This is a genomic window from Pseudomonas frederiksbergensis (assembly GCF_003732665.1).
Classification (GTDB): Bacteria; Pseudomonadota; Gammaproteobacteria; order Pseudomonadales; family Pseudomonadaceae; genus Aquipseudomonas; species Aquipseudomonas frederiksbergensis_G.
In genome coordinates, this window is record NZ_MOBP01000003.1 from 243,531 (window position 1) to 268,147 (window position 24,617).

22 protein-coding genes and 5 tRNA genes are annotated in these 24,617 nt (G+C 60.1%); 17 read left to right on the top strand and 10 right to left on the bottom strand.

The annotated features are described in order from the left end of the window. Positions 1-49 precede the first annotated feature (49 nt). Together BK665_RS05255 and BK665_RS05260 are read right to left on the bottom strand one after the other, a co-directional pair. Entirely contained in the window at positions 50-568 is a 519-nt protein-coding gene (locus tag BK665_RS05255; protein WP_123403530.1) for a GNAT family N-acetyltransferase, read from the bottom strand. A gap of 137 nt (positions 569-705) precedes the next feature. Continuing rightward, positions 706-1,281, bottom strand: a complete 576-nt coding sequence (locus tag BK665_RS05260) for a GNAT family N-acetyltransferase (RefSeq protein WP_123403532.1) — start codon at positions 1,279-1,281, stop codon at positions 706-708. Between the two features lie 132 nt (positions 1,282-1,413). On the opposite strand from BK665_RS05260, the gene xth reads away from it, so the two are divergent. Together xth and BK665_RS05270 are read left to right on the top strand one after the other, a co-directional pair. Further along, positions 1,414-2,208: an exodeoxyribonuclease III gene (gene xth / locus BK665_RS05265; RefSeq protein WP_123403534.1), complete on the top strand. Its 795-nt coding sequence runs from the start codon at positions 1,414-1,416 to the stop codon at positions 2,206-2,208. Between the two features lie 111 nt (positions 2,209-2,319). Then, the gene (locus BK665_RS05270; protein ID WP_123403536.1) at positions 2,320-3,147 is read left to right on the top strand and encodes an arylamine N-acetyltransferase family protein; all 828 of its coding nucleotides are present in this window, start codon (positions 2,320-2,322) and stop codon (positions 3,145-3,147) included. A 76-nt stretch (positions 3,148-3,223) separates the two neighbouring features. Here BK665_RS05270 and BK665_RS05275 read toward each other — a convergent pair whose 3' ends face one another. Next, positions 3,224-3,559: a BrnA antitoxin family protein gene (locus BK665_RS05275; protein ID WP_123403537.1), complete on the bottom strand. Its 336-nt coding sequence runs from the start codon at positions 3,557-3,559 to the stop codon at positions 3,224-3,226. A gap of 2 nt (positions 3,560-3,561) precedes the next feature. Then, complete coding sequence (locus BK665_RS05280; RefSeq protein ID WP_123403540.1) at positions 3,562-3,843, bottom strand: BrnT family toxin; 282 nt, start codon at positions 3,841-3,843, stop codon at positions 3,562-3,564. 255 nt (positions 3,844-4,098) lie between these two features. Here BK665_RS05280 and BK665_RS05285 point away from each other — a divergent pair, with 255 nt between their 5' ends. Further along, positions 4,099-5,616: a nucleobase:cation symporter-2 family protein gene (locus BK665_RS05285; RefSeq protein ID WP_123403541.1), complete on the top strand. Its 1,518-nt coding sequence runs from the start codon at positions 4,099-4,101 to the stop codon at positions 5,614-5,616. 175 nt (positions 5,617-5,791) lie between these two features. On the opposite strand, the gene BK665_RS05290 is transcribed toward BK665_RS05285, so the two are convergent. Further along, a tRNA-Asn gene (locus tag BK665_RS05290) sits at positions 5,792-5,867 on the bottom strand. A gap of 227 nt (positions 5,868-6,094) precedes the next feature. Between BK665_RS05290 and BK665_RS05295 the strand changes: the two genes are divergently transcribed. Then, positions 6,095-6,325, top strand: coding sequence for a hypothetical protein (locus BK665_RS05295; RefSeq protein WP_123403543.1), 231 nt, complete (start codon positions 6,095-6,097; stop codon positions 6,323-6,325). Here BK665_RS05295 and BK665_RS05300 read toward each other — a convergent pair. Beyond that, positions 6,322-6,525: a hypothetical protein gene (locus BK665_RS05300; RefSeq protein ID WP_123403545.1), complete on the bottom strand. Its 204-nt coding sequence runs from the start codon at positions 6,523-6,525 to the stop codon at positions 6,322-6,324. The two genes, BK665_RS05295 and BK665_RS05300, sit on opposite strands and share 4 nt — an antisense overlap. 233 nt (positions 6,526-6,758) lie before the next feature. Then, positions 6,759-7,955, bottom strand: coding sequence for an amino acid aminotransferase (locus BK665_RS05310; protein WP_123403547.1), 1,197 nt, complete (start codon positions 7,953-7,955; stop codon positions 6,759-6,761). A 339-nt stretch (positions 7,956-8,294) separates the two neighbouring features. Here BK665_RS05310 and uvrB point away from each other — a divergent pair, with 339 nt between their 5' ends. Beyond that, positions 8,295-10,310 carry an excinuclease ABC subunit UvrB gene (gene uvrB / locus BK665_RS05315; protein WP_123403549.1) on the top strand — a complete coding sequence of 672 codons (2,016 nt, stop codon included), beginning with the start codon at positions 8,295-8,297 and terminating at the stop codon, positions 10,308-10,310. A gap of 118 nt (positions 10,311-10,428) precedes the next feature. On the opposite strand, the gene BK665_RS05320 is transcribed toward uvrB, so the two are convergent. After that, positions 10,429-11,979: an MDR family MFS transporter gene (locus BK665_RS05320; RefSeq protein ID WP_123403551.1), complete on the bottom strand. Its 1,551-nt coding sequence runs from the start codon at positions 11,977-11,979 to the stop codon at positions 10,429-10,431. Then, positions 11,969-13,018 carry an HlyD family secretion protein gene (locus tag BK665_RS05325; protein WP_123403553.1) on the bottom strand — a complete coding sequence of 350 codons (1,050 nt, stop codon included), beginning with the start codon at positions 13,016-13,018 and terminating at the stop codon, positions 11,969-11,971. The genes BK665_RS05320 and BK665_RS05325 overlap by 11 nt, the downstream gene beginning before the upstream one ends. Before the next feature lie 243 nt (positions 13,019-13,261). On the opposite strand from BK665_RS05325, the gene gltX reads away from it, so the two are divergent. The 12 genes from gltX (at position 13,262) to BK665_RS05385 (ending at position 22,779) form a co-directional block, all read left to right on the top strand. Next, positions 13,262-14,743: a glutamate--tRNA ligase gene (gene gltX, locus BK665_RS05330; protein ID WP_123403555.1), complete on the top strand. Its 1,482-nt coding sequence runs from the start codon at positions 13,262-13,264 to the stop codon at positions 14,741-14,743. Positions 14,744-14,934: 191 nt separating this feature from the next. Next, a tRNA-Ala gene (locus BK665_RS05335) sits at positions 14,935-15,010 on the top strand. 79 nt (positions 15,011-15,089) lie between these two features. Further along, positions 15,090-15,165 (top strand) — tRNA-Glu (locus BK665_RS05340). Positions 15,166-15,217: 52 nt separating this feature from the next. Beyond that, positions 15,218-15,293 (top strand) — tRNA-Ala (locus tag BK665_RS05345). A gap of 80 nt (positions 15,294-15,373) precedes the next feature. After that, positions 15,374-15,449 (top strand) — tRNA-Glu (locus BK665_RS05350). Between the two features lie 182 nt (positions 15,450-15,631). Further along, positions 15,632-16,171 carry a TetR/AcrR family transcriptional regulator gene (locus BK665_RS05355; RefSeq protein WP_123403557.1) on the top strand — a complete coding sequence of 180 codons (540 nt, stop codon included), beginning with the start codon at positions 15,632-15,634 and terminating at the stop codon, positions 16,169-16,171. Between the two features lie 32 nt (positions 16,172-16,203). After that, entirely contained in the window at positions 16,204-17,037 is an 834-nt protein-coding gene (locus BK665_RS05360) for an alpha/beta fold hydrolase (RefSeq protein WP_123403559.1), read from the top strand. Between the two features lie 48 nt (positions 17,038-17,085). Further along, a complete protein-coding gene (locus tag BK665_RS05365; RefSeq protein WP_123403561.1) occupies positions 17,086-17,535 on the top strand; it encodes an acyl-CoA thioesterase in 450 nt (149 codons plus the stop codon). Between the two features lie 152 nt (positions 17,536-17,687). Next, on the top strand, positions 17,688-18,647 hold the full coding sequence (locus BK665_RS05370; protein ID WP_123403563.1) for a tRNA dihydrouridine synthase: 960 nt from the start codon (positions 17,688-17,690) through the stop codon (positions 18,645-18,647). Positions 18,648-18,770: 123 nt separating this feature from the next. After that, on the top strand, positions 18,771-19,217 hold the full coding sequence (locus BK665_RS05375; protein WP_123403565.1) for an Hsp20 family protein: 447 nt from the start codon (positions 18,771-18,773) through the stop codon (positions 19,215-19,217). Positions 19,218-19,405: 188 nt separating this feature from the next. Beyond that, positions 19,406-20,104, top strand: coding sequence for a DUF1266 domain-containing protein (locus BK665_RS05380; protein WP_123403567.1), 699 nt, complete (start codon positions 19,406-19,408; stop codon positions 20,102-20,104). Further along, a complete protein-coding gene (locus BK665_RS05385; protein WP_123403569.1) occupies positions 20,101-22,779 on the top strand; it encodes a DUF805 domain-containing protein in 2,679 nt (892 codons plus the stop codon). The genes BK665_RS05380 and BK665_RS05385 overlap by 4 nt, the downstream gene beginning before the upstream one ends. Here the strand turns inward: BK665_RS05385 and BK665_RS05390 are convergent. After that, a complete protein-coding gene (locus tag BK665_RS05390; protein WP_123403571.1) occupies positions 22,776-24,467 on the bottom strand; it encodes a molecular chaperone HscC in 1,692 nt (563 codons plus the stop codon). The genes BK665_RS05385 and BK665_RS05390 overlap by 4 nt on opposite strands. Between the last annotated feature and the right edge of the window lie 150 nt (positions 24,468-24,617).

Here is a 24,617-nt window from a genome sequence, read left to right on the forward strand (position 1 = left end):
GGTCTGGAAACTGGCGCGGTAGGTGCCGATTGGATGACGAATGGTTGTTTCAGCCGAGTGGCTTCTGGAACAACCGGTTCTCGTACGCGTTACCGCCGAACTCGTATTGAGTCACGCCCACCTCTTCATAGCCCAGCGCCTGGTAAAACGCCCTGGCACGATGATTTTCGACCCAGGCTGACAACCATAGGAAAGGTTTCCCGCTCTCCCGCGTCAGCGCTTCGGCTTGCTGGAGCAACGCTTGCCCGATCCCTTGCCGATGGGCATGGCGCTGTACGTACAGACGAACCAGTTCGGTTCCGGCGGATAACCAGGGAATCGGCCCTTCGGCGTTGGCGACAATCTCGGCGAAACCCTGTAGATGGCCATCGCGTTCGGCCAGCACGAATAGGGTGGCCGGGTTGCTCAAGCGCGATTCAAACCGGTCGGGCGCATAAACGCTGAGGGCTTCTTGTGCGAGGTCAGCACGCATGCCATCGGTTGCGTAGGTATCGAGGAACACTTGAGTGGCGAGGCCGCTAATGCACAGGGCATCTGCAGGTTGGCCGAGGCGGTAGTGGAGGGGCATGGGTACGACGTCCTTTTCGTTGGTGAAGATCTAATGTGGGAGCGGGCTTGCTCGCGAATGCGGCGTATCAGCCGACTTAAATGTTGAATGACACACTGCTTTCGCGAGCAAGCCCGCTCCCACACTATTTTGGGGTGTTAGCGGGAGAGTTGGTTTTCCAGGTTCTGCCGGACTTGCGGCCACTCATCATCAATGATGCTGAAGCGCACCGAGTTGCGCTTGCGCCCGTCGGGCATGATCCGTTCGTGGCGCACGATGCCTTCTTGCTGCGCGCCCAGCCTGAGGATCGCGTTGCGGGATTTCTGGTTGTTTTCGTCGGTGGTGAATTGCACCCGCACGCAGTCGAGCGCTTCGAAGGCGTGGCGCAGCATCAGGTATTTGGCTTCGGTGTTGACGAAGGTTTTCTGCCAGCGGGCGCTGATCCAGCTGCTGCCGATTTCAAGCTTGCGGTTGAGTCGGTCGACTTTCCAGAACCGTGTCGAGCCAATGACCTCGCCGGTGTCCTTGAGCACGATGACGAACGGCAGGACGGTGCCGGCATCGCGGCCGTCGAGGGCTCTTTTCAAGTAGCTGTCGACGGTGGACGAGGAGGGCACGACGGTGACGGTCAGGTTCCACAGTTCACCGTCTTCGGCAGCCTGGACCAGGGCGTCGGCATCGGTGTATTGCAGGGGGCGCAGGATGATTCTGTTGCCTTCGAGGGTGGTTTCCATGGCGTGGCTATTCTCGGCAGATCGGGCAGGGCGTTGGGTCGCAGTATTACGCCGTACATTGCGTCGCCGACGCAACCACCGGAACGGGTCGAGGTCACACACTAAACACCTCGCAGCCAAGGGCATGGGTCGATGAAAAACTTGCGAATCGCGACGTTCAACGTCAACGGCCTGCGGGCGCGACTGCCGAATCTGCTGGCCTGGCTGGCGCGAGAACAACCCGACATCGTGTGTCTGCAGGAACTCAAATCCCTCGACAGCGCGTTCCCCGCCGCCGAACTGGAAGCCGCCGGTTACGGCGCAATCTGGCAGGGCCAGTCCTCATGGAACGGCGTGGCGATCCTGGCTCGGGATGCGCAACCGCTGGAGAGTCGTCGCGGCTTGCCCGGAGACGACAGCGACACCCAGAGCCGCTATCTGGAAGCGGCGGTTCACGGGGTGCTGGTCGGCTGCCTTTATCTGCCCAACGGCAACCCGCAGCCGGGGCCGAAGTTCGACTACAAACTGGCATGGTTCGAACGCCTGATCGGTTACGCGCAAGCCCTCCAGGCCAGCGATCACCCGGTAGTGCTGGCGGGCGACTACAACGTGGTGCCCACCGACCTCGACATCTACAACCCGCGCTCCTGGCTCAAGGACGCGCTGCTGCAACCGCAGAGCCGCGAGTGTTATCAACGCCTGCTGGACCAGGGCTGGACCGATTCCCTGCGGCATCTCTATCCGCAAGATCGTCTCTATACGTTCTGGGATTATTTCCGCCAGCACTGGCAGAAAAATTCCGGATTGCGCATTGATCATCTTTTGCTGAACCCGGCGCTGAGTCCGTATCTGCAAGAGGCCGGCGTCGATGCCTGGGTGCGTAACGAGCCCCATGCCAGCGACCATGCGCCAACCTGGATCCGCTTGGGATCGCGCAAGCGCCGCTGATTTTTCCGTGGCGCCGATTGGCGAAATCAATTGTCGGTCAAACTGCTTTATCCCTTATATATGGCGGCCATCAGCGGAGCGATCCGCGGCCCCGCGCATAAGGACTGAGCAATGAGCGAGCCACGCCTCAAGAATCTGAATCTGTATTTGCAGCGCCTGGGTTTCAGCGCTCCCCCTGCACCGACGCTGGAAACCTTGCAACAACTTCAACTGCGCCACACCGGCGCCTTCGCGTTCGAAAATCTCACCACGTTGTCGGGCGAGCCGGTGCTCATCGATCTGGCGTCCGTGGAGCACAAAGTCCTGCATCAGGGCCGGGGGGGTTACTGCTATGAACTGAACAACCTGTTCCTGGCCTTGCTGCAAGACCTGGGTTTTGTCGCTCGCGGCATCAGCGGTCGCGTCGTGATGGGCCAGCCGGAAGGCGCGTGGACGGCCCGCACCCATCGCTTGAGTCTGGTGATGCTGGACGGCGTGCGCTACATCACCGATGTCGGCTTCGGCGGTATGGTGCCGACCGCGCCGTTGCTGCTCGACACGAGCGACGAACAATCGACGCCTCACGAACCTTATCGCATTGAGCACCATGCCGATGGCTACACCCTGCGAGCCAAGGTCGGCGATGAATGGCGCGCAATGTACATCTTCGATTTACAGCGCCAGGAAGACATCGATTTCACTTTGGGCAACTGGTATGTCTCGACCCACCCGGAATCGTCTTTCGTCAAACAACTGATGGTGGCGCGTACGGGGCAAGGGTGGCGGCGGACCCTCAATAACGGCAGTTTTGCCATTCACCGGATCGGCGAGGAAAGTGAACGGCGCCAAGTGACGGATGTGCATGAATTGATCGGCTTGCTGGAAAGCGAATTCGATATCCGCGTGCCAGCGCACGAAGGTCTGACGCACACTCTCCAACGCTTGATCGTCGTTGCCTAGCTCGCTGGCAGGCGCTTGAAAAAAGGGCAGATTTGATCAATCTGCCCTTTTTTTGCCCGGTGAGCAGTGCCGCTGACTAGGGCCGAACATCCGGCTCCATCACCCGATGCAGTTCGCTGAGCGCGTCCGCGAGTTTTTTCTCAAGGATTTTCAGATCGGTCGCCGTCACCCCTTTTTTGAGATGAGCCGTTGCACTTTGTTGGTCTGCCTTCGCAGGGTGCCCTCTATCGTGGAGCAGGCCTTGTCGCAAGGTGTTGTTGATCACCGTCTGATAACCAAACCCCTCGTTCTGCGCAACCCCGCGAGCCGCCTCGATCACGGCATCATCGAGCATGATGGTAATCCGCGTCTTGCCTTTGCCAGAGGCAACCGCCCCGCGTTTGGCGTGGGTGAAGTCGTACTCGTCTTTCATGGTCATGCCTCCCTGCACTGGCGCCGTTCGTTTTTTGTAGCGGCGCGTGCGGAAATGATTCGAACGAAATTCGGATCGCGCCAGGTGTAGGCCACCACCAGCACTCTTCCTTTAGCGTCTTGCCCCATGGTGATCCAGCGCTGTTCCTCGTGATCGCCGTCCTGCAAGGTCAGGGCTCGCTCGTCATCGAACACTGGCTCGGTTTCTGCAAGGCTGACACCTTGATGCTTGAGTTTGTTGGCTGCGTTTTTTGCTTTGTCGTACTGAATTTCGAATGGCTTCATTATGCATACTTTATATGTATAAAAAAGAGGGCATCCGTGCCGGCGGTCGCCATGAAGAAAAAAGATTAGCGGGAGAAGGGAGGTAGGCCGGGATGGATGTATTTCAAGGTTTTAGAGCGATTGGACCCGCGGTGCGACGGTCAGGATGAACAGATGTCCATAATCTGACTAGTTAGTTGTATACAACTCTATGGACATTTGTCCTGAGTCTTGCATACAGTGTGCGCATAACAAAAACCAGGGAACCCCCCAACCATGAAAACGCCCCATGTTTCACACCAACGGCCCGAGGACGAAAATCTCGGGATCGGCGCGAATATGGCTTACGGCCTGCAACACGTTCTGACCATGTACGGCGGCATCGTCGCGGTGCCCTTGATCATCGGCCAGGCGGCCGGGCTCTCGCCGGCGGACATCGGTTTGTTGATTGCTGCTTCATTGTTTGCGGGGGGGCTGGCGACGCTGCTGCAAACCCTCGGTCTACCGTTTTTCGGTTGTCAGTTGCCGCTGGTGCAGGGCGTGTCGTTCTCTGGCGTCGCGACCATGGTGGCGATTGTCAGCAGTGGCGGGGAGGGCGGCTTCCAGTCGATCCTGGGCGCGGTGATCGCCGCGTCACTGATCGGCTTGCTGATCACTCCGGTGTTTTCGCGAATAACCAAATTCTTCCCGCCGCTGGTCACGGGCATCGTGATTACCACCATCGGCCTGACGCTAATGCCGGTCGCGGCACGCTGGGCCATGGGCGGCAACAGCCATGCCCCGGACTTCGGCAGCATGGCCAATATCGGCCTGGCAGCCGTGACCCTGGTGCTGGTGCTGCTGTTGAGCAAGATTGGCAGCGCAACCATCTCCCGTTTGTCGATCCTGCTGGCCATGGTCATCGGCACGGTGATCGCGGTGTTCCTCGGCATGGCGGACTTCTCGTCCGTCACCCAAGGCCCGATGTTCGGCTTCCCGACCCCGTTCCACTTTGGCATGCCGACCTTTCACTTTGCGGCGATCCTGTCGATGTGCATCGTGATCATGGTGACCCTGGTGGAAACCTCGGCCGACATCCTGGCGGTGGGCGAGATCATCGGCACCAAAGTCGATTCCAAGCGTCTGGGCAATGGCCTGCGGGCTGACATGCTGTCGAGCATGATCGCGCCGATCTTCGGTTCCTTCACCCAAAGTGCTTTCGCCCAGAACGTCGGGCTGGTGGCGGTGACCGGGATAAAAAGCCGCTTCGTGGTCGCCACCGGCGGTGTGTTCCTGGTGATCCTCGGCCTGCTGCCCTTCATGGGCCGGGTCATCGCGGCGGTGCCGACATCGGTGCTCGGCGGCGCCGGCATCGTGCTGTTCGGCACCGTGGCCGCCAGCGGCATTCGTACGCTGTCCAAGGTCGACTACCGCAACAACGTCAACCTGATCATCGTTGCCACCTCCATCGGCTTCGGCATGATCCCCATCGCCGCACCGAACTTCTACGACCACTTCCCGAGCTGGTTCGCCACCATCTTCCATTCGGGCATCAGCTCCTCGGCGATCATGGCCATCGTCCTGAACCTGACCTTCAACCACTTCACCACCGGCAACTCGGACCAGCAGTCCGTGTTCGCCGCCGGCACCGAACGCGTCCTGCGCTACCAGGACCTGGCGGCATTGCGCGAAGGGGATTACTTCAGCGAAGGCAAACTGCATGACTGCGACGGCAAGGAAATCCCGGTGATCGAGGCGGAACATGGACATGCCGAGCCGCGGGCAGCGCATGCGAAAAGTGGGGAGCATGTTTGACGTTAGTCGTTCGCTAAAAGGGCTGTAGATCAAAAGATCGCAGCCTTCGGCGGCGCCCACAGGTGAATGCGAATCCTGTGTAGGAGCTGCCGAAGGCTGCGATCTTTTGGCTTTTAATGCGCCCACAAAAAAGCCCCTGAACCTTTCGATTCAGGGGCTTTTCGGTACTTCTGTCTGGCTCCACGACCTGGACTCGAACCAGGGACCCAGTGATTAACAGTCACTTGCTCTACCAACTGAGCTATCGCGGAATGGCGTGTATGTTACTGATTCAAAAAGAGAAGTCAAGCGTCGATTAGCATCTTGGCTGATTCTCTGGCGCTAAGAGTGTTTTAACGCTCATTGGCGGTTACCAGAACCGTAGCAGAGGTCTACCATAGCCGCCCGGAAGTGGTGACACGCGCTGCCGGCCATTCGCCGAAAAGGTACGCGCCATGAATCATCCAGCATTTACATCGCATAACAACGGGGTGTTCGCATGAGCATCGCCCAGATCAGCCTGCCCAAGGGTGTCGGCCCTCACGCCGAGAAACTGTTCGACGCCATCACTCAGGCCAGCACCGCCGACGAATTGAACCGCGCCGGTGGCAAGGCTGAAGGCTTCGTTCTTGGCCTGGAAAGCGCCAAGGCCATCAAAAGCCAGGTGGCCGAATCGCTTTACGTGGCTTTTGACGATGCCGCCAGTCAGCGCGCAACCGAACTGGCTTAACCGCCGAAGGTGAAGGTGCCGAGCATCAGCTTGGCATACAGCATTGTGGCGCCAAGCTGTACCAGCCACAGGGCCAGGCCGCCGAGAAACACACCGGCCGCCACTTGCAGCACCAGGTTGTTGCCGCGTTTGGTCGGGGTGGTGCGGGGCGCGAAATGGTCCAGTTCGTCCCGGTCAGCGCGTAGGTCATCGTTTTTCATGTGGGTTCTCGTAGATTCAGGTGTACACAAAACCCTGTGGGAGCGGGCTTGCTCGCGAAGAGGGCATATCAGTCGACATCGTTGTTGCCTGAGATGCCCCCTTCGCGAGCAAGCCCGCTCCCACAGTTGATCTGTGTGGAGTTTAGAGGGCACGGATAGCGCTTTGACACTTATCTGCGACAAATAAAAAACGGGAAGCCCATCGGCTTCCCGTTTTTCGTACTGCGCGAGACTCAGATCACTTGAACGATGGCCTTGGTCACCGCATCAATGTTGCTCTGGTTCAGCGCAGCCACGCAGATGCGGCCGGTGTCCAGGGCGTAGATGCCGAACTCGCTGCGCAGACGGGTCACTTGCTCAACCGTCAGGCCGGAGTAGGAGAACATGCCGCGCTGACGACCGACAAAGCTGAAGTCGCGCTGCGGTGCCTGTTTCGCCAGCGCCTCAACCATCTGGATGCGCATGCCGCGAATCCGCAGGCGCATTTCGGCCAGTTCTTCTTCCCACTGGGCGCGCAGTTCCGGGCTGTTCAGCACGGCAGCGACGATGCTGGCACCGTGGGTCGGCGGGTTGGAGTAGTTGGTACGGATCACGCGTTTGACTTGCGACAGCACGCGCGCGCTTTCTTCTTTCGATTCGCTGACGATCGACAGGGCGCCCACGCGCTCGCCGTACAGCGAGAACGATTTGGAGAACGAGCTGGAGACGAAGAAGGTCAGGCCCGATTCGGCGAACAGGCGCACGGCTGCGGCGTCTTCGTCGATGCCATCGCCAAAGCCCTGGTAGGCCATGTCGAGGAACGGCACGTGACCTTTGGCTTTCACGACTTCCAGCACGTTGTTCCAGTCCGCCGGGCTCAGGTCGACGCCGGTCGGGTTGTGGCAGCAGGCGTGCAACACAACGATCGAGCCGTTCGGCAGGGCGTTCAGGTCTTCCAGCAGGCCGGCGCGGTTAACGTCGTGGGTCGCGGCGTCGTAGTAGCGATAGTTCTGCACCGGGAAACCGGCGGTTTCGAACAGTGCCCGGTGGTTTTCCCAGCTCGGATCGCTGATCGCCACGACGGCGTTCGGCAGCAGTTGCTTGAGGAAGTCGGCACCGATTTTCAGTGCGCCGGTTCCGCCAACGGCTTGAGTGGTGAGCACGCGGCCGGAAGCGATCAGCGGCGAGTCATTGCCGAACAGCAGTTTTTGCACGGCCTGGTCGTAGGCGGCAATACCGTCGATGGGCAAGTAGCCACGGGAAGCGTGTTGAGCGACGCGAATCGTCTCGGCTTCGACAACGGCGCGCAGGAGTGGAATTCGCCCCTCCTCGTTGCAGTAAACACCGACCCCCAGGTTGACCTTATTGGTACGGGTATCGGCGTTGAATGCTTCGTTGAGGCCCAGGATTGGATCGCGTGGTGCCATTTCGACAGCGGAGAACAGGCTCATTTTTGCGGCGGCTCTGAATGGAGTGTGGAGGGACGTGTCGCGCTCCAGCCGAATGCACTAGAGCGGTGCACAAACGGGGAGCTAGTATAGAGGCCATCTGCGATGGCTGGCGACAGACGATTCGGCTTTTACCGTAAGTTTTTCCGATTATTTTTCGACCGTTAGTCGATTGGCATCGTCAAAGACTTCGAGGGATGTAGGACGTTTACCTTGAAAGCGCAGGCAATCGGCTCCACATTGAGCACAATCCAGTTTTTTCCTCGGGCGACGTCGGTCGTTTGCGGTCTTTCTCGTTCCTGTCCGGTTTGACCGTGCAAGGCGCGAATCCAGAGGTTTCGTATGTCGGAATTCCAGCTAGTCACCCGCTTCGAGCCCGCCGGCGATCAGCCGGAAGCCATCCGCCTGATGGTCGAGGGCATCGAAGCCGGGCTGGCGCACCAGACGTTGCTCGGTGTGACCGGCTCGGGCAAGACCTTCAGCATCGCCAACGTCATCGCCCAAGTGCAGCGCCCGACCCTGGTGCTGGCGCCGAACAAGACCTTGGCCGCGCAGTTGTATGGCGAGTTCAAGGCGTTTTTCCCGAACAACGCCGTCGAATACTTCGTTTCCTACTACGACTACTACCAGCCCGAAGCCTATGTGCCGTCGTCGGACACCTTCATCGAGAAGGATGCCTCGATCAACGACCACATCGAGCAGATGCGACTCTCGGCGACCAAAGCGCTGCTGGAGCGCAAGGACGCCATCATCGTCACCACGGTGTCCTGCATCTACGGTTTGGGCAGCCCGGAAACCTATCTGAAAATGGTCTTGCACGTGGATCGCGGCGACAAGCTCGATCAACGCGCCTTGCTGCGCCGACTGGCGGACCTGCAATACACCCGCAATGACATGGATTTCGCCCGTGCCACCTTCCGGGTGCGCGGCGATGTGATCGATATCCACCCGGCGGAATCCGATTTCGAAGCAATCCGTATCGAGCTGTTCGACGATGAAGTGGAGAAGATTTCCGCCTTCGACCCGCTGACCGGCGAAGTCACCCGGCAATTGCCGCGCTTCACCTTCTACCCGAAAAGCCACTACGTCACGCCACGGGAAACCCTGCTCGGCGCCATCGAAGGGATCAAGGTCGAGCTTCAGGAGCGCCTCGATTACCTGCGCACCAACAACAAACTGGTGGAAGCCCAGCGTCTGGAGCAGCGCACCCGTTTCGACCTGGAGATGATTCTCGAACTGGGTTACTGCAACGGCATCGAAAACTACTCGCGCTACCTGTCGGGCCGTGAATCCGGCCAGGCGCCGCCCACCTTGTTCGACTACCTGCCGGCCGACGCCTTGCTGGTGATCGACGAATCCCACGTCAGCGTGCCGCAGGTCGGCGCGATGTATAAGGGCGACCGTTCGCGTAAAGAGACCCTGGTGGAATACGGTTTCCGTCTTCCGTCGGCGCTGGATAACCGGCCGATGCGTTTCGACGAATTCGAAAACATCAGCCCGCAGACGATTTTTGTCTCGGCCACGCCTGGCAATTACGAAGCGGAACACGCCGGTCGCGTGGTCGAGCAACTGGTGCGCCCGACCGGCCTGGTGGACCCGCAAATCGAGATCCGTCCGGCGCTGACCCAGGTCGACGATCTGCTCTCGGAAATCGGCAAGCGCGTGGCTCTGGAGGAGCGGGTGCTGGTGACCACGCTGACCAAGCGCATGTCCGAAGACTTGACCGATTACCTGGCCGACCACGGCGTGCGCGTGCGCTATTTGCACTCGGACATCGACACCGTGGAGCGGGTCGAAATCATCCGCGACTTGCGCCTCGGCACCTTCGATGTGCTGGTGGGGATCAACCTGCTGCGTGAAGGCCTGGACATGCCGGAAGTGTCGCTGGTAGCGATTCTCGACGCGGACAAGGAAGGCTTCCTGCGTTCCGAGCGCTCGTTGATCCAGACCATCGGCCGGGCGGCACGTAACCTCAATGGCCGGGCGATTCTGTATGCCGACCGCATTACCGGTTCCATGGAACGGGCGATCGGCGAGACCGAACGCCGTCGCGACAAGCAAATCGCCTTCAACCTGGCCAATGGCATCACGCCCAAAGGTGTGTTCAAGGACGTCGCCGACATCATGGAAGGTGCCACCGTGCCGGGCTCGCGCAGCAAGAAGCGCAAAGGCATGGCCAAGGCCGCCGAGGAAAGCGCCAAGTACGAAGCCGAATTGCGCTCGCCGGGTGAAATCGCCAAACGCATCAAAGCGCTGGAAGAGAAGATGTATGCGTTGGCTCGCGACCTGGAGTTTGAAGCCGCGGCGCAGATGCGCGATGAGATTGGCAAGTTGCGGGATCGGTTGATCACTGTTTGAGTTTTGCGGTGCCCGTTATGGCCTCTTCGCGAGCAAGCCCGCTCCCACAGGTTTCATATGATCCCTGTGGGAGCGGGCTTGCTCGCGAAGGCGCCCGAAAGAACACCGCAATAGCTGGCTAATGCGCCTCCCCAGCCTTCAACCCCGCCGGCAACGCCTTGGTCAGCAATACCGCAATCATGCTGATCCCCAGCGCAATCCCGACAAAGTGAAACGCATCGTTGTAGGCCATGATCGACGCCTGCTGATGCACGATTTCACTCATCTTGCCCAGCGCCGCCGTATCACTGCCAAACCGGTCCGCCATCGACGCCATGCGCTCGGCGACCTGCGGGTTGGTCGGCACAATCGACTCGCGCAAATAATCAAAATAAGTCTTGGTCCGCGCATCCAGTAACGTGGCGAGGAGGGCGATGCCAATCGCGCCGCCGAGGTTACGCAGGATGTTGAACAGGCTCGACGCCGACCCCGCGTCCTGGGGCAGGATATACGCCGTCGCGATCAGCGAGATGGTCACCATGATCAGCGGCTGGCCTAGCGCACGGATGATCTGGATCTGATTGAACTGCGGCCCGGCGAAGTCCGGGTTCAGCACGCCCGAGGAAAAACTCGCCAGCCCGAACAGCCCGAAGCCAATGGTGCACAGCCATTTCGGCGGGATGAATTTCATCAGCTTCGGCACCAACGGAATCAGGAACAACTGCGGCACGCCCATCCACATGATCACTTCGCCGATCTGCAAGGCGTTGTAGTTCTGGATCTGCGCCAGGTACAGCGGCAACAGATAAATCGAGCCATACAACCCGACGCCCATGCCCAGACTGGAAATACTCGATAAACCAAAGTTGCGATTGCCGAGGATGCGCAGGTTGATCAGCGGGTTGGGCTTGGAAAACTGCACGATCACAAAGGTGATCAGGCTCAACAGCGCAATGCTGCCCAGGCTCACGATCAGGTTTGATTCAAGCCAGTCCTTGCGATGGCCTTCTTCGAGAAACACCTGCAAACAACCGAGGCCGATGCCCAGCGCGAGAATGCCGGTGTAGTCGGTGCTTTTGAGCAATTCCCAATGGGCTTCTTTTTTCTCCAGGCCATACATCAGGCCGGCGATCATGATCAGGCCGGGCGGGATGTTGATGTAGAAAATGTATTCCCAGCCCCAGTTTTCCGTGAGCCAGCCGCCAATGGTCGGGCCGATGGAGGGCGCGAACGTCGCGGTCATGGCAAACATGGCCATGCCTTTGGCGCGGTGGTGTTCCGGGAGTTTGATCAGCGTCAGGGTGAACGCCAGCGGGATCAGCGCGCCGCCGGTGAAGCCTTGCAAGGCGCGAAAGACGATCATGCTTTCCAGGCTCCAGGCCATCGAGCACAGCAGCGATGCGCCGAGAAACCCGAGGGACACCCACACCGCCAGGCGTCGCGCCGAGAGCAACTGCACCAACCATGCTGTCAGCGGGATCATGATGATTTCCGCCACCAGGTACGAGGTGGAAATCCACGAGCCTTCTTCCAGGGTCGCCGACAGCGCACCCTGAATGTCCTTGAGCGATGAGTTGGTGATCTGGATGTCGAGCACCGCCATAAAGGCGCCGAGCATCACGCTCATCACCGCGATCCAGTCCCGCCGGGTCGGTTCACCGGCGGGGCGGATCAGTTGATCACCGGCCATCGTCAGGGGCGTCTTTGATGTTCACTTTGACGGTGACCGTCATCCCCGGGCGGATCTTGCCGTGCAGCGGATTGTCGGACGCGAACGTCAGCTTTACCGGAATCCGTTGTACGACTTTGGTGAAGTTGCCCGTGGCATTGTCCGGCGGCAATAAGCTGAATTGCGCCCCGGAGGCGGCGAACAGGCTGTCGACCCGGGCTTCAATTGGCGTATCGCCGTAGGCGTCGAAGGTCAGTTCGGCTTTCTGGCCCGGCTGCATGTGGCCAATCTGGGTTTCCTTGAAGTTGGCCTGAATCCAGATGTCCTGGTCCGGGACGATCGACAGCAGATAGGCGCCGGCCTGCACGTACTGGCCGTTGCGCGCGGCGCGTTGGCCGATCAGGCCGCTGATGGGCGCGTGGATTTCGCTGCGGGTCAGGTTCAATTGCGCCTGGGCCAGGTCGGTCCTGGCATTGGCGATCATCGCGTCGAGGCGCTTGATCTCGGCGCTCAACGCGTTGACTTGCTGGCGCTGACTTTGCGCATCGGCCTGGGCCTTGGTCACCTGCGAGCGGGCGATGTGGTTGTCGGCGGAGAGGGTGGTCACCCGTTCTTCCGAGACGTAGCCGGGTTTGCGCAGGGCTTCGGCCCGGGACAGGTCGATTTGCGAGCGGCCGAGGCTGGCCTGGCTGGACACCACTTGCGCATCGCTGGCGGCAATCAGGCTGGCTTGCTGGGTCAGTTTGCTCTGGGCTTGCAGGCGCTCGGCTTCGCGGGTGGCGAGGGCGGCGTTGGCGCGGTCCACGGCCAGGTGAAAGTCATCGCCTTCGAGCTTGACCAGCAATTGGCCTTTTTCGACGTGCTGGTTGTCCTGTACCAAAACCTCATCAATACGCGCGCCCAATTGGCTGGAGACACGGGTGATCTCGCCCTGGACATACGCGTTGTCGGTGCTTTCATAAAAGCGTCCCTTGAAAAACCAATGGGCAAAGAAGCCCCCGGCAATCAGCAGGACGATCAGCAAAAAAATGGACAGGCGACGCTTGAGTTGGGCAGGCATGGGGCAGACTGTAGTCGAGAATTGTAAGGAAAGTTATCAGCAGGCGAATCTGGCATACAGCCGATAAACGGTAAATGCCATCCGCTGATATTTGGCCATTCACCCCGGCATCCGGGCGTTGTAGACGCAACCTTGGCTTAAATGCCCTGCTGACTGGAGCGTGGCGGGCATCGCCTGTTACCATTCGGCTCTTGTTTGAAGTTCGCTTTGATCTTCGCTTTCAATTCTTTGTTGAGACTTGCCATGACCACCGTCCGCACGCGCATCGCGCCATCGCCTACCGGGGACCCCCACGTAGGTACTGCTTACATCGCATTGTTCAACTACTGCTTTGCCAAGCAGCATGGTGGTGAGTTCATCCTGCGGATCGAAGACACCGATCAATTGCGTTCGACCCGCGAGTCCGAACAGCAGATTTTCGACGCCCTGCGCTGGTTGGGCATCGACTGGAGCGAAGGCCCGGACGTCGGCGGCCCGCACGGTCCTTACCGCCAGAGCGAGCGCGGCGATATCTATCAGAAGTACTGCCAGCAACTGGTTGAAATGGGCCACGCCTTCCCGTGCTTCTGCACCGCCGAAGAGCTGGACCAGATGCGTGCCGAGCAAATGGCTCGGGGTGAAACCCCGCGTTACGACGGCCGTGCGCTGCTGCTGTCCAAGGAAGAAGTTGCGCGCCGCCTGGCCGCTGGCGAACCCCACGTGATCCGCATGAAAGTGCCGAGCGAAGGCGTGTGCGTGGTGCCGGACATGCTGCGTGGCGACGTCGAGATCCCGTGGGATCGCATGGACATGCAAGTGCTGATGAAGACCGACGGCCTGCCGACGTACTTCCTGGCCAACGTGGTCGACGACCATTTGATGGGCATCACCCACGTACTGCGCGGTGAAGAATGGCTGCCATCGGCGCCGAAACTGATCCTGCTGTACGAATATTTCGGCTGGGAACAACCGCAACTGTGCTACATGCCGCTGCTGCGTAACCCGGACAAGAGCAAGCTGTCCAAGCGCAAGAACCCGACTTCGGTGACGTTCTACGAGCGCATGGGCTTCATGCCGGAAGCGATGCTCAACTACCTGGGCCGCATGGGCTGGTCGATGCCGGACGAGCGCGAGAAGTTCTCGTTGCAGGAAATGGTCGACAACTTCGACCTGAGCCGCGTCTCCCTCGGTGGGCCGATTTTCGACATTGAGAAGCTGTCGTGGCTCAACGGCCAGTGGCTGCGTGATTTGCCGGTGGAAGAGTTCGCTTCGCGCTTGCAGACCTGGGCGCTGAACCCTGAGTACATGATGAAAATCGCCCCGCACGTGCAGGGCCGAGTTGAAACCTTCAGCCAGGTCGCACCGCTGGCGGGGTTTTTCTTTGCCGGTGGCGTGAGCCCGGATGCCAAGCTGTTTGAATCCAAGAAGCTCTCGGGCGATCAGGTCCGGCAGTTGATGCAGTTGATCCTGTGGAAGCTCGAAAGCCTGCGTCAGTGGGAAAAGGACAGCATCACCGCGACGATTCAAGCGGTAGTCGAATCCCTGGAACTGAAGCTGCGTGACGCCATGCCGCTGATGTTTGCCGCGATCACCGGCCAGGCCAGTTCGGTGTCGGTGCTCGATGCGATGGAAATCCTCGGCCCGGACCTGACCCGTTTCCGTCTGCGCCAGGCCCTCGACTTGCTCGGCGGCGTGTCGAAAAAGGAAAACAAAGAGTGGGAAAAACTGTTGGGTAATATCGCCTGAACGGCGTTTGACTCCCTGTAGGAGCTGCCGAAGGCTGCGATCTTTTGATCCTGCTCTTCGGCGCACCCCCGAATTTACGGGGGGAGGGCGGTAAGTGATTGTTATGTCGGCAAAAAACTTTGAAATATTTTAAAAATAAGTTTGACAGCCTTCCGATGCGCCATTAAGATTCGCCCCGTCCTCAGCGATGAGGGGCTATAGCTCAGCTGGGAGAGCGCTTGCATGGCATGCAAGAGGTCGACGGTTCGATCCCGTCTAGCTCCACCAATTTACACTTCAAGGTCTGGCCACACCGGCCTTGAAGCGATCAACACTCAGCGTTGATCAGTTGTATAGAAGGGTTTGCGTCCCCTTCGTCTAGTGGCCTAGGACACCGCCCTTTCACGGCGGTAACAGGGGTTCGAGTCCCCTAGGGGACGCCAGTTTTACAGAAGCAGTGTCGCAAGATGCTGCTCCGCCGCCAGGCGATAAATCGGGGCTATAGCTCAGCTGGGAGAGCGCTTGCATGGCATGCAAGAGGTCAACGGTTCGATCCCGTTTAGCTCCACCAATTTTACAACTCAAGGTCTGGCCACACCGGCCTTGAGGCGATCAACACTCAGCGTTGATCAGTTGTATAGAAGGGTTTGTGTCCCCTTCGTCTAGTGGCCTAGGACACCGCCCTTTCACGGCGGTAACAGGGGTTCGAGTCCCCTAGGGGACGCCACGATTACCCGCTCTGCGGGATTTATAAGGGTCATTCAATTATTGAATGGCCCTTTTGTTTGTCTGGCGTTTGGCCAACTCTCCTTTTTCTTCAAAACTGTTCTTCAGACCAGCGGTCACAGCCATGACTTGCGCAAATTTATTATGCGAATAATATTCTAGTCGTAATATTCGGAGGCAACGATGAACGATAAAAAAGCTCAAACCCGCGAACGCATCCTCAAGGCCGCCAGCGCAGCGCTGATCCAGCGCGGCCCGGCCGAGCCAAGTGTGGGTGAAGTGATGGGCGCGGCCGGTCTGACGGTCGGCGGCTTCTATGCGCACTTCGAAAGCAAGGACGCGATGATGCTGGAGGCGTTCAAGCAACTGCTCGGCCACCGTCGCGAGCTGATTGCCGACATGGACGCCGAGTTGACCGGTGAAGAACGCCGCGCCCTGGTCGCTGCGTTCTACCTGTCGCGCAAACACCGTGATTCCTCTGATTCAGCGTGCCCGATCCCGGCTTCGGTCGGCGAACTGGGTCGTCTGCCCGAGGAATTTCGCGTGGCGTTGAATGAGCACTTGGAAATCATGGTCGCGCAATTGGCGGCCAGCCCTGAAGACACCGACAAAGCCTTGGCCGACATGGCCTTGATGGTCGGTGGCTTGGCTCTGGCCCGGGCGTTGGGCCCAGGCGAGTTGTCCGATCGATTGCTGCGCGCCGCCAAATCAGCGGTGCTATGACCTGAAGGCAAAATGGCCTGAGGAGTGGAGCGATGAGCACGTTAAAGTGGGTTCGTGGCGTTAATGGCACCTTGGGTTGGGTCGCACCACAACTGGTCGCGAGCAAAATGCGCCTGGCATTCATGACGCCGCGCACGTTCGCACCCAGTGACTGGGAATTGCCGCTGCTGGGGAAATCCGAGCGCATCACGTTGCGCTTCGGCCTCTCGGCGTTGCGCTGGGGGCAGGGGCCGACGGTCTTGCTGATGCACGGTTGGGAAGGCCGGCCGACTCAGTTCGCCAACCTGATCACCGCGTTGGTGGATGCCGGTTATACCGTCGTCGCGCTGGATGGTCCCGCCCATGGTCGCTCGCCGGGGCGTGAGGCCAATGTCGTATTGTTCGCCCGGGCCATGCTTGAAGCGGCTGCTGAGTTGCCGCCCCTGCAAGCGGTGATCGGCCACTCCATGGGCGGCGCCAGCGCCATGCTGGCGGTGCAACTGGGGCTGCGCACCGAAACCCTGGTCACAATTGGCGCTCCGGCACGAATTCTCGGGGTGCTGCGCGGTTTTGCCCGCATGGTCAAGCTGCCGCCCAAGGCCCGCTCGGCGTTTATCCGTCAGGTCGAACAAGACGTCGGGATGCGCGCCGCGACCCTGGATGTCGCGCACTATCAACTCGATATGCCGGGGCTGATCGTTCACGCCGAAGACGATCGCTATGTATCCGCCAAGGAATCCCAATTGATTCACGAAGCCTGGTTCGACAGCCGCTTGCTGCGCCTGGAAGAGGGTGGTCATCACCGCGTGATGGCAGACCCTCGGGTGATTGATGGGGTGTTATCACTGCTGGCCGGGCGCAGCCTGCAAGCGCGGCAATCGGCCTGAGCATCCGTTACACTGCCCCGGTCGAATTTATCTGACCGGGAGTGGGGCATGGGCTGGGATCGGGCAACGCCATTTATCATTGATCTGCAAGTCGGCGCCGAAGACATCGACGGGCTGGGCCACGCGAACAACGCGGTGTACGTGACCTGGCTCGAACGTTGTGCCTGGCGCCACTCGCAGCGGCTGGGCCTGGATTTGGTTGAGTACCGGCGCCTGGATCGGGCGATGGCGGTGGTGCGGCACGAGATCGATTACCTCGCCGCCGCCTATGAAGGCGATGAGTTGCAATTGGCGACCTGGATCGTCGATTGGGACCAACGCCTGAAAATGACCCGGCACTTCCAGCTCAAGCGCCCCAGCGACAACACCACATTGCTGCGCGCCCAGACCACCTTCGTCTGCATCGAACTGTCCAGCGGCAAGCCCAAGCGCATGCCGGCGGAATTCATCGAGGGTTATGGCCCGGCGTTGCAAATCCTGGATACAACCAAACTCTAACTGTGGGAGCGGGCTTGCTCGCGAAGACGGCCGCACATTCAACATGAATGTGACGCACGCACCGCTTTCGCGAGCAAGCCCGCTCCCACAGGTGATCATTCCATCTCGGAATCCAGTAAACTGCCGCACGTTTTTCGTTGAGTGTGTTTTCCATGCAAATTGCTTTGGCGCCCATGGAGGGGTTGGTCGACAACATCCTGCGGGACGTGCTGACCCGCGTCGGCGGTATCGATTGGTGCGTGACCGAATTCATTCGGATCAACGATCAACTGCTCACGCCTGCCTATTACCACAAGTTCGGCCCTGAACTGCTGAATGGCGCCCGCACCGCGTCCGGCGTGCCGTTGCGCGTGCAATTGCTGGGTTCCGACCCGGTATGCCTGGCGGAAAACGCGGCGCTGGCCTGCGAGCTGGGTTCTGAAGTCATCGACCTGAACTTCGGCTGCCCGGCCAAGACCGTCAACAAGTCCCGTGGCGGTGCGGTCCTGCTCAAGGAGCCTGAACTGCTGAATGAAATCGTCGAAACCGTGCGCCGTGCGGTGCCTGCGCACATTCCGGTGACCGCCAAGATGCGCCTCGGTTTCGATAGCCCGGACGGCGCGCTGGTCTGCGCCACGGCCCTGGCCGAAGGCGGCGCCGCGCACATCGTGGTGCATGCGCGGACCAAGACCGACGGCTACAAACCGCCCGCCCACTGGGAATGGATTCCACGGGTGCAGGATGTGGTTAAGGTCCCGGTGTTCGCCAACGGCGACATCTGGAGCGTCGAAGACTGGCGCCGTTGCCGGGAAATCAGTGGCGTGGAGGACATCATGCTCGGTCGCGGCCTGGTATCGCGCCCGGACCTGGCCCGGCAAATCGCCGCAGCACGTGCCGGTGAGGAAGTGGTGGAGATGACCTGGGCCGAGCTGCTGCCGCTGATCCAGGACTTCTGGCTGCAAGCCAAGGCGCAAATGACACCGCGCCAATCACCGGGTCGCCTGAAGCAATGGCTGGCAATGCTGACTCGCAATTATCCCGAAGCGGTCGAGCTGTTTACCGTCCTTCGGCGTGAAACTGAGTTGGATCAGGTCTCGCGTTTATTGGGTCTGCGGGTCGCCGAAGCGGCGTGAAAAAAAATCTGAAAATAATCTCTTGAAATGCAATCAGCGGTCCCTATCTAGGGGTTACGCGATGCCGAATTCGGGTCGCGGAGACAAAAAAACTTGCTGATATGTTTTCAGGAGATTTGAATCATGACGACTGCATTTTCCATGGCACCACTGTTCCGTTCCTCGGTAGGTTTCGACCGTTTCAACGATCTGTTCGAAACCGCCTTGCGCAACGAGCCAGGCAGCACCTACCCACCTTACAACGTGGAAAAACACGGCGATGACCAATATCGCATTGTTGTAGCGGCCGCCGGCTTCCAGGAAGAAGACCTGGAGCTGCAAGTGGAAAAAGGTGTGCTGACCATCAGTGGCGGCAAACGTGACGCGACCGAAGACGTCACCTACTTGTACCAAGGCATCGCACAGCGTGCCTTCAAACTGTCGTTCCGTCTGGCGGACCATATCGAAATCAAGGCTGCCGGCCTGAGCAACGGTTTGTTGAGTATCGACCTGTTGCGGGTCATTCCTGAAGAGGCGAAAGCCAAACGCATCCCGATCAACGGGACGCAAAAACCAGCGCTGCAGCACTGAGTCATTCGAAGACACACATTCGTCTGAACAGGCTGTAACCCGCTGAATGAAGGCCCCGACTTGTCGGGGCCTTTTTGTATCCGGGAAAAAAACAGCCCTGTAGGCTTTGCCGCCTTGCGACGGTTTCTCTACAATCCGCGCCAGTTTGCCGACTCCCATTCTGCCTGGTCGGCCCGGAGCTTTTTTTCATGGACGAGCTACAACAGCGCTGGCTGTGCGGTCTTTCTGCGCCAATGGTCGCCCTCAATCCGCGTGCCGGATACGACGAGCCCGCGTTCTATTCCGGCCCGGAATATATCGACCTGCAATGCAGCTGGGGCATTGATGACCGGCCGCAATTGTTCGGCATGCTCGAAAGAATGACCGATGACGGTCACGCCACACACCTCATAGACGCGTACCGCTCATGGCAACGCTGTTTGCCCGGCGAGTGGCAGGCGTTGCTCCAGACACTGGCGCCCCGCGAGCGCATCCTGCATGAGTTTGCCAGCCGTACCTTCGAGGGCTGCGGCTCGGGGGGGATCCAGGCGTGGGATCTGGGGCGCATGGGGTTTCTGTTGCGATGTGGCGTGCGCAACCAGTGGATCGATCTCGCCGAAAGTCTCTGGCTGCATTGGCGCCTGGCCGTCAGGGCGCAATATCACTACGACGACTGGTATTCCTATTTCAACGGATTTCTCACCGGTCGCGCCTTCTGGGGCTGCCTGAGCAGCAGCGACGATACCCTGGCTTACGAACTGGACCGACAAGGAGAGTTTTCGAGCAGTCTGCGTATCGCTCGCGGCCTGGGCCGAAACATGCCAGCTTTCCTTGCCGACTTGCCTTGGCATCTGGACCTTGATCCGCCGCAGCGCCCGGCATCCTTAGGGGAGTTCGACTGGTCATGACTTGCTGGATACGCTTGGGCATCGAGCCCACCAAAGACCAGGCACTGATCCGGGATGCCTACCGCGCGCGTCTGCCGCAGCATCACCCGGAAAGTGACCCCGAAGGCTTCCAGGCATTGCGTGAAGCCTATGAAAGCGCCAACCGTTTCGCCCGGCAGGAAGAGGACGAAACGGAAGAGGTGGCTGGCATCCCCGAGATGCCGCAGACCATCGTGGATTTCTACGCGCTGCTCGAAGACCCGGCGCGGCGTTTCAATCCGCAGGCCTGGCAAGCCTTCGTCAAAGCTTTGGATCAATTGCCGCTGGACGCCCTCGATGACCTCAGTTGGGGTCTGTTCCACCCATTGGCCAACGCCGGTCCGCTGTCCTACCGCTGCGCGAATTTGTTGGCACAACGGCTGGCCTGGGAACAGCAGTTGATGGAACTGGAGTTCGACCAGGCGAAAGAAGTCGAAGCGTTCCTGCAACGCATCAAGGGCCCGGACCCGTTCGACACGACGCTGATGGACGATTGGCCCGAGCCTGCGCAGCTGGAAACCCTCTGGTATACCCGCAGCCTCGACTACATCTTCCAGCATCGTCCTCTGCGTGAGTTCGTGGACTTTGCCAGCCACCACACCTGTTTGCCGCTGCCGGCCGATGACGCATTTATCCAGCGCCTGCTGGTGCAGTTCACTCAGGCGGGTATCGGCGGTCCCGGTCTGCGGCAATGGTGCGTCGAACGTCAGGCACAAAGCCCGGACGATGCCGACTGGCTGTATTTATTGGCGTGCCAGAACAGCTTGGCGGGCCTGGAAGATCAGGCGTTGCCTGGCTGGATCCGGCTCTGGCAGGAACATCGCCACCCCAAGGCCGAAAGCCGTTTGCTGGAGCTGTGCGCCAAGCGTCAGCCGGACTTTGTGGCACTGCTGATCCAGGCTTTTGACCGTCTGGAGCATTTCCGCGACTGGCCTGCTGACCTCGCCGATGTCAGCCAAACTTATGGCAGCCCTTCACAACGTCCCGAGACGCTGGCGCGCTGGCTTGGGGTCGGGCAACTCGACCTGCAAGGCTTTACGGCCGCTTTTGTCGATTGGCGGATGACCGGGGATGAACTGCCGCTGCTGGCCTTGCTGCTGGGCGATGCTGCGGATTCCCGTCTGCAACAGCTGTACCGGCATGCCTGGGCGTTGCACCGTGGTGATGTGGGGTTGCTGCAACAGATACTCGATGAACCGCAGCCGCTCGATGCCCTCGAAAACCTGGTGTTGAGCGGGTTCAAGTATCAGGCCGAACAGCAACTGTGCTGGCTGAATCAGGCGCCCATCCCGTTGGCGATGAAGGCCTTCCTCGGCAGCCGTTCGGTTCAGCCGCAATTGGCCGAAGAATTGAAAAAGGACGAACCGCACGACATTTGCCGCCTCTGGCTGCGCAGGCTGCGGCCTTACGATACGTCCGCTCTGGTGCGGATCGATCAGGCATTTGATCTGCAAGACGCGCAAGCGGACGTGGACCTGCACGGTGTGAGCCTGCTGGCCCAGTTGCAGCAGCGCGAAATGCTATTGCCGCCGATTGGCCAAGGCGAGGCGGTGTGGCAATGGCACTCGCAAACCATGTTCCTGCTGGCGTTGCTCGATCAGCCGGAACGCTGGTTGGCGTTGATCGATTCAACCTGCCTGGAGCGGCTCGACGTCAACCCGGCGCATCCTCTGAGTCGGCTCCAACCGCTATTGCGGCGTTTGCAACGTGAGCAAGGCAGTTGCAGCGGTTTGCTGGGCTGGTTGCAAGCCAGCGATCCGGTGCATGGCTTGCTCGTGCAGAAGCTGTTCAATGTGCAACAGGCCCTCGACAGCGCGACGCTGCCGGGTAATGCGCAACTCTACACCTGCATCGAAAGTGATCCTGATGCCTGCGGCGAAGATGTATTGGGGCTGATGCTGCTCTGGGGTGTGCTGTATCACGACCCGACTCTGAATGCCGAGCAGCACCGCGCGCTGTTGCAATCCATCGCTGCCGTCAGTTGCGAAGATGACTGGTTCGAAGGGTTCCGCAATGGCTTGATCAAGGGCGAGCCGGTGTGGCCGCCTGAGAAAGTGTTGGAGGATTTCGGTGTCGAGAAACTGGTGGTTTATTCACTCCTCGATACGCTGAAAAGCCTGGTCCGTTATGGCGCGGCGGGCGTGCCGCGGACCAAGGTGCTGACAATCCTGCAGTACGGCAAGGACAACACCGAGAACAGCGTGGGCCTGCGCCTGGCGCTCACGGCCCTGTTGTCCTGGACTGAACGCCTGCTGCTGGCCCACAGCGACACTCGCCCCGTGCCGGCCACGGCGTTCTGGCGCCTCGGTTCCCGACTGGGCCGCAAGGCGTTTATCTGGCAAGTGCTGGGGTGTGTGCTGATCACCCCATACCTGGCGTTGATGAGCGGCACGGCGCTCTCTGGTTTTGGCGTGTTGCTGCTGGGTGCCGCGTTGTTGCTCGGCGCGATCCTGCGTCGACTGCATGACATGGGTCGCGGGATTCCCACACTGCTGATTTTTGGCTGCCTGTCGCCGGTGCTGCCGTTTATGCCGTTGCTGTTGTTCGGCTTTCCCGGCGACAAACTGCCCAACCGCTACGGCGTGCCGCCGGACAGCGGCGTTGAAGACACCTTGTCCGGCGGTTTGCAGATGGCTTTGCGGCGACTTAACAGCTAAAGGCGCAGTTCATCCAGGGCTTTATTGAGCTGTGAACGATGGCTGGCAATCTGCACCGATTGCTGGCCACCGAGCACGGCGGTAAAGGTATCCAGCCAATCGGCAATTTGCTCGCGCTCGTCCCCCAGGCTTTGCGCCCAGGCCCGCTCCAGGCGTGCCAGCAAGGTGCGGTTGGGCAGGGCGTCGCGCGGGTGGATTTTCAGGGCGCTGAGTCGTTCATGGCTGTTTTGCCGCGACTGCGGGTCGAGTCCGGTGGGGCTGCGGTCGATGCTGTGGCTGTGACGTTCGCCGCTGGCCAGCAGCGTGACGTCGACTTCGAGCAAGCCGTTGATGTCGTAGCTGAAGCGCACATCCAGGGCCTGGGTCTGCTCGCTGGGTGTCAGCGCGACGTCGAAGGCATCAATGTAAATATTGTCCCGCACCCACGGCCGCTCGCCCTGATAGACCTCAATGCGGATCTGGGTTTGCTGGGGATGAGTCGTGTAGAAACGCTTGACCCTGGACGTCGGGATCACCGTATTGCGCTCGATGATCGGCGAGAAAGCGCCGCTGACGTCTTCACCGCGATTGGTCGAGATGCCCAGGGTGTAGGGGCAGACGTCGGTCAGGATCAGTTCTTCGATGGCGCTGTCGCGAGCCTTGCACGCGGCCTGGGTGGCGGCGCCCAGCGCGACAATCGTGTCCGGGTCGAGATGACGATAGGGCAGGCGCCCGAACAGCGTGGCGACCATTTGCTGCACGGCCGGCATCCGCGTGGCGCCGCCGACCATCACCAGGCTGTCGAGGTCCCGGGGCTTGAGCCGCGCATCGCGTAGCGCTTGCTCGATGGGCGCGCGTAACCGGGCCAGCAGTGGCTCCCAGATTTTCAACGCCCCGGCTTCATCCAGCGACCATTCGCGCAATGCGCCAGCGCCGTTCCAGCTCAGGTGCTGGATGCCTTCGCTGAGCTTGCATTTGAGTTGTTCCAGGGCATCGCCGAGGCTGGCCAGGCCTTGGCCATCGAGCATGGGCGGGGTGAGTTGCCAGTCTTTCAGGCAGGCTTGCAGCAGCGCGGCGGTGAAGTCTTCGCCACCGAGGAAGTTGTCGCCGGTGGAGGCATGCACCTCGATCAGCGGCAGGGCGTATTCCAGCACCGTGACGTCGAAGGTGCCGCCGCCCAGATCGAATATCAGCGTGCGCTCGAACTTCTGCTCATGCAGCCCGTACGCCATGGCGGCGGCAGTCGGTTCGTTGATCAGCCGCGACACCGTCAGGCCGGCCAATTCGGCGGCAAACAGCGTGCGCTTGCGTTGTTCGTCGCTGAAATACGCCGGTACCGAAATCACCGCCTCGTGCACCGGGTGGCCGAGCCAGGCTTCGGCGTCCTGCTTGAGCGAACCGATCACCAGTGCCGAGAGTTCTTCCGGGCTGAACGGGCGCCCGCCCAGTTCAAATTGCTTGTCGCTGCCCATGAAACGCTTGAACGCCGCCACCGTACGTTCCGGGTGGGTGGTCAGGCGCGCGCGGGCAGCCTTGCCCACCAGAATGCTGTCGTCTTCATCGAGGCTGACCACGGACGGGGTGAGGACATCGCCGAGGGCGTTGGGAATCAACTGCGCCCGACCGTCCTGCCAGGCGGCGATCAGGCTGTTGGTGGTCCCAAGGTCGATACCCAGCAAGGCCGGGCGGGGGAGGGTTGCATCCTGCATGGTTGATCTCTTTGAGGCGGCGCAAAAAACGCGACCCTACAGGCTGAGAGAAAAACTGGCAATTCCCGCAAACCTGTAGCAGCTGCCGAGCCCCAGCGAGGCTGCGTTCGGCGGCGAAGCCGTCGTCAACCCAGCATTTGCGGTTTGCCT

Excerpts from the sequence above, each read along its gene's own strand:
- BK665_RS05275 (WP_123403537.1), bottom strand. The coding sequence starts at position 3,559 with ATGAAAGACGAGTACGACTTCACCCACGCCAAACGCGGGGCGGTTGCC.
- BK665_RS05285 (WP_123403541.1), top strand. The coding sequence starts at position 4,099 with ATGAAAACGCCCCATGTTTCACACCAACGGCCCGAGGACGAAAATCTC.
- BK665_RS05320 (WP_123403551.1), bottom strand. The coding sequence starts at position 11,979 with ATGGCCGGTGATCAACTGATCCGCCCCGCCGGTGAACCGACCCGGCGG.
- BK665_RS05310 (WP_123403547.1), bottom strand. The coding sequence starts at position 7,955 with ATGAGCCTGTTCTCCGCTGTCGAAATGGCACCACGCGATCCAATCCTG.
- BK665_RS05270 (WP_123403536.1), top strand. The coding sequence starts at position 2,320 with ATGAGCGAGCCACGCCTCAAGAATCTGAATCTGTATTTGCAGCGCCTG.
- BK665_RS05360 (WP_123403559.1), top strand. The coding sequence starts at position 16,204 with ATGAGCACGTTAAAGTGGGTTCGTGGCGTTAATGGCACCTTGGGTTGG.
- BK665_RS05390 (WP_123403571.1), bottom strand. The coding sequence starts at position 24,467 with ATGCAGGATGCAACCCTCCCCCGCCCGGCCTTGCTGGGTATCGACCTT.
- BK665_RS05375 (WP_123403565.1), top strand. The coding sequence starts at position 18,771 with ATGACGACTGCATTTTCCATGGCACCACTGTTCCGTTCCTCGGTAGGT.
- BK665_RS05325 (WP_123403553.1), bottom strand. The coding sequence starts at position 13,018 with ATGCCTGCCCAACTCAAGCGTCGCCTGTCCATTTTTTTGCTGATCGTC.
- BK665_RS05365 (WP_123403561.1), top strand. The coding sequence starts at position 17,086 with ATGGGCTGGGATCGGGCAACGCCATTTATCATTGATCTGCAAGTCGGC.
- BK665_RS05300 (WP_123403545.1), bottom strand. The coding sequence starts at position 6,525 with ATGAAAAACGATGACCTACGCGCTGACCGGGACGAACTGGACCATTTC.
- BK665_RS05295 (WP_123403543.1), top strand. The coding sequence starts at position 6,095 with ATGAGCATCGCCCAGATCAGCCTGCCCAAGGGTGTCGGCCCTCACGCC.
- gltX (WP_123403555.1), top strand. The coding sequence starts at position 13,262 with ATGACCACCGTCCGCACGCGCATCGCGCCATCGCCTACCGGGGACCCC.
- uvrB (WP_123403549.1), top strand. The coding sequence starts at position 8,295 with ATGTCGGAATTCCAGCTAGTCACCCGCTTCGAGCCCGCCGGCGATCAG.
- BK665_RS05355 (WP_123403557.1), top strand. The coding sequence starts at position 15,632 with ATGAACGATAAAAAAGCTCAAACCCGCGAACGCATCCTCAAGGCCGCC.
- BK665_RS05370 (WP_123403563.1), top strand. The coding sequence starts at position 17,688 with ATGCAAATTGCTTTGGCGCCCATGGAGGGGTTGGTCGACAACATCCTG.
- BK665_RS05385 (WP_123403569.1), top strand. The coding sequence starts at position 20,101 with ATGACTTGCTGGATACGCTTGGGCATCGAGCCCACCAAAGACCAGGCA.
- BK665_RS05280 (WP_123403540.1), bottom strand. The coding sequence starts at position 3,843 with ATGAAGCCATTCGAAATTCAGTACGACAAAGCAAAAAACGCAGCCAAC.
- xth (WP_123403534.1), top strand. The coding sequence starts at position 1,414 with ATGAAAAACTTGCGAATCGCGACGTTCAACGTCAACGGCCTGCGGGCG.
- BK665_RS05380 (WP_123403567.1), top strand. The coding sequence starts at position 19,406 with ATGGACGAGCTACAACAGCGCTGGCTGTGCGGTCTTTCTGCGCCAATG.
- BK665_RS05255 (WP_123403530.1), bottom strand. The coding sequence starts at position 568 with ATGCCCCTCCACTACCGCCTCGGCCAACCTGCAGATGCCCTGTGCATT.
- BK665_RS05260 (WP_123403532.1), bottom strand. The coding sequence starts at position 1,281 with ATGGAAACCACCCTCGAAGGCAACAGAATCATCCTGCGCCCCCTGCAA.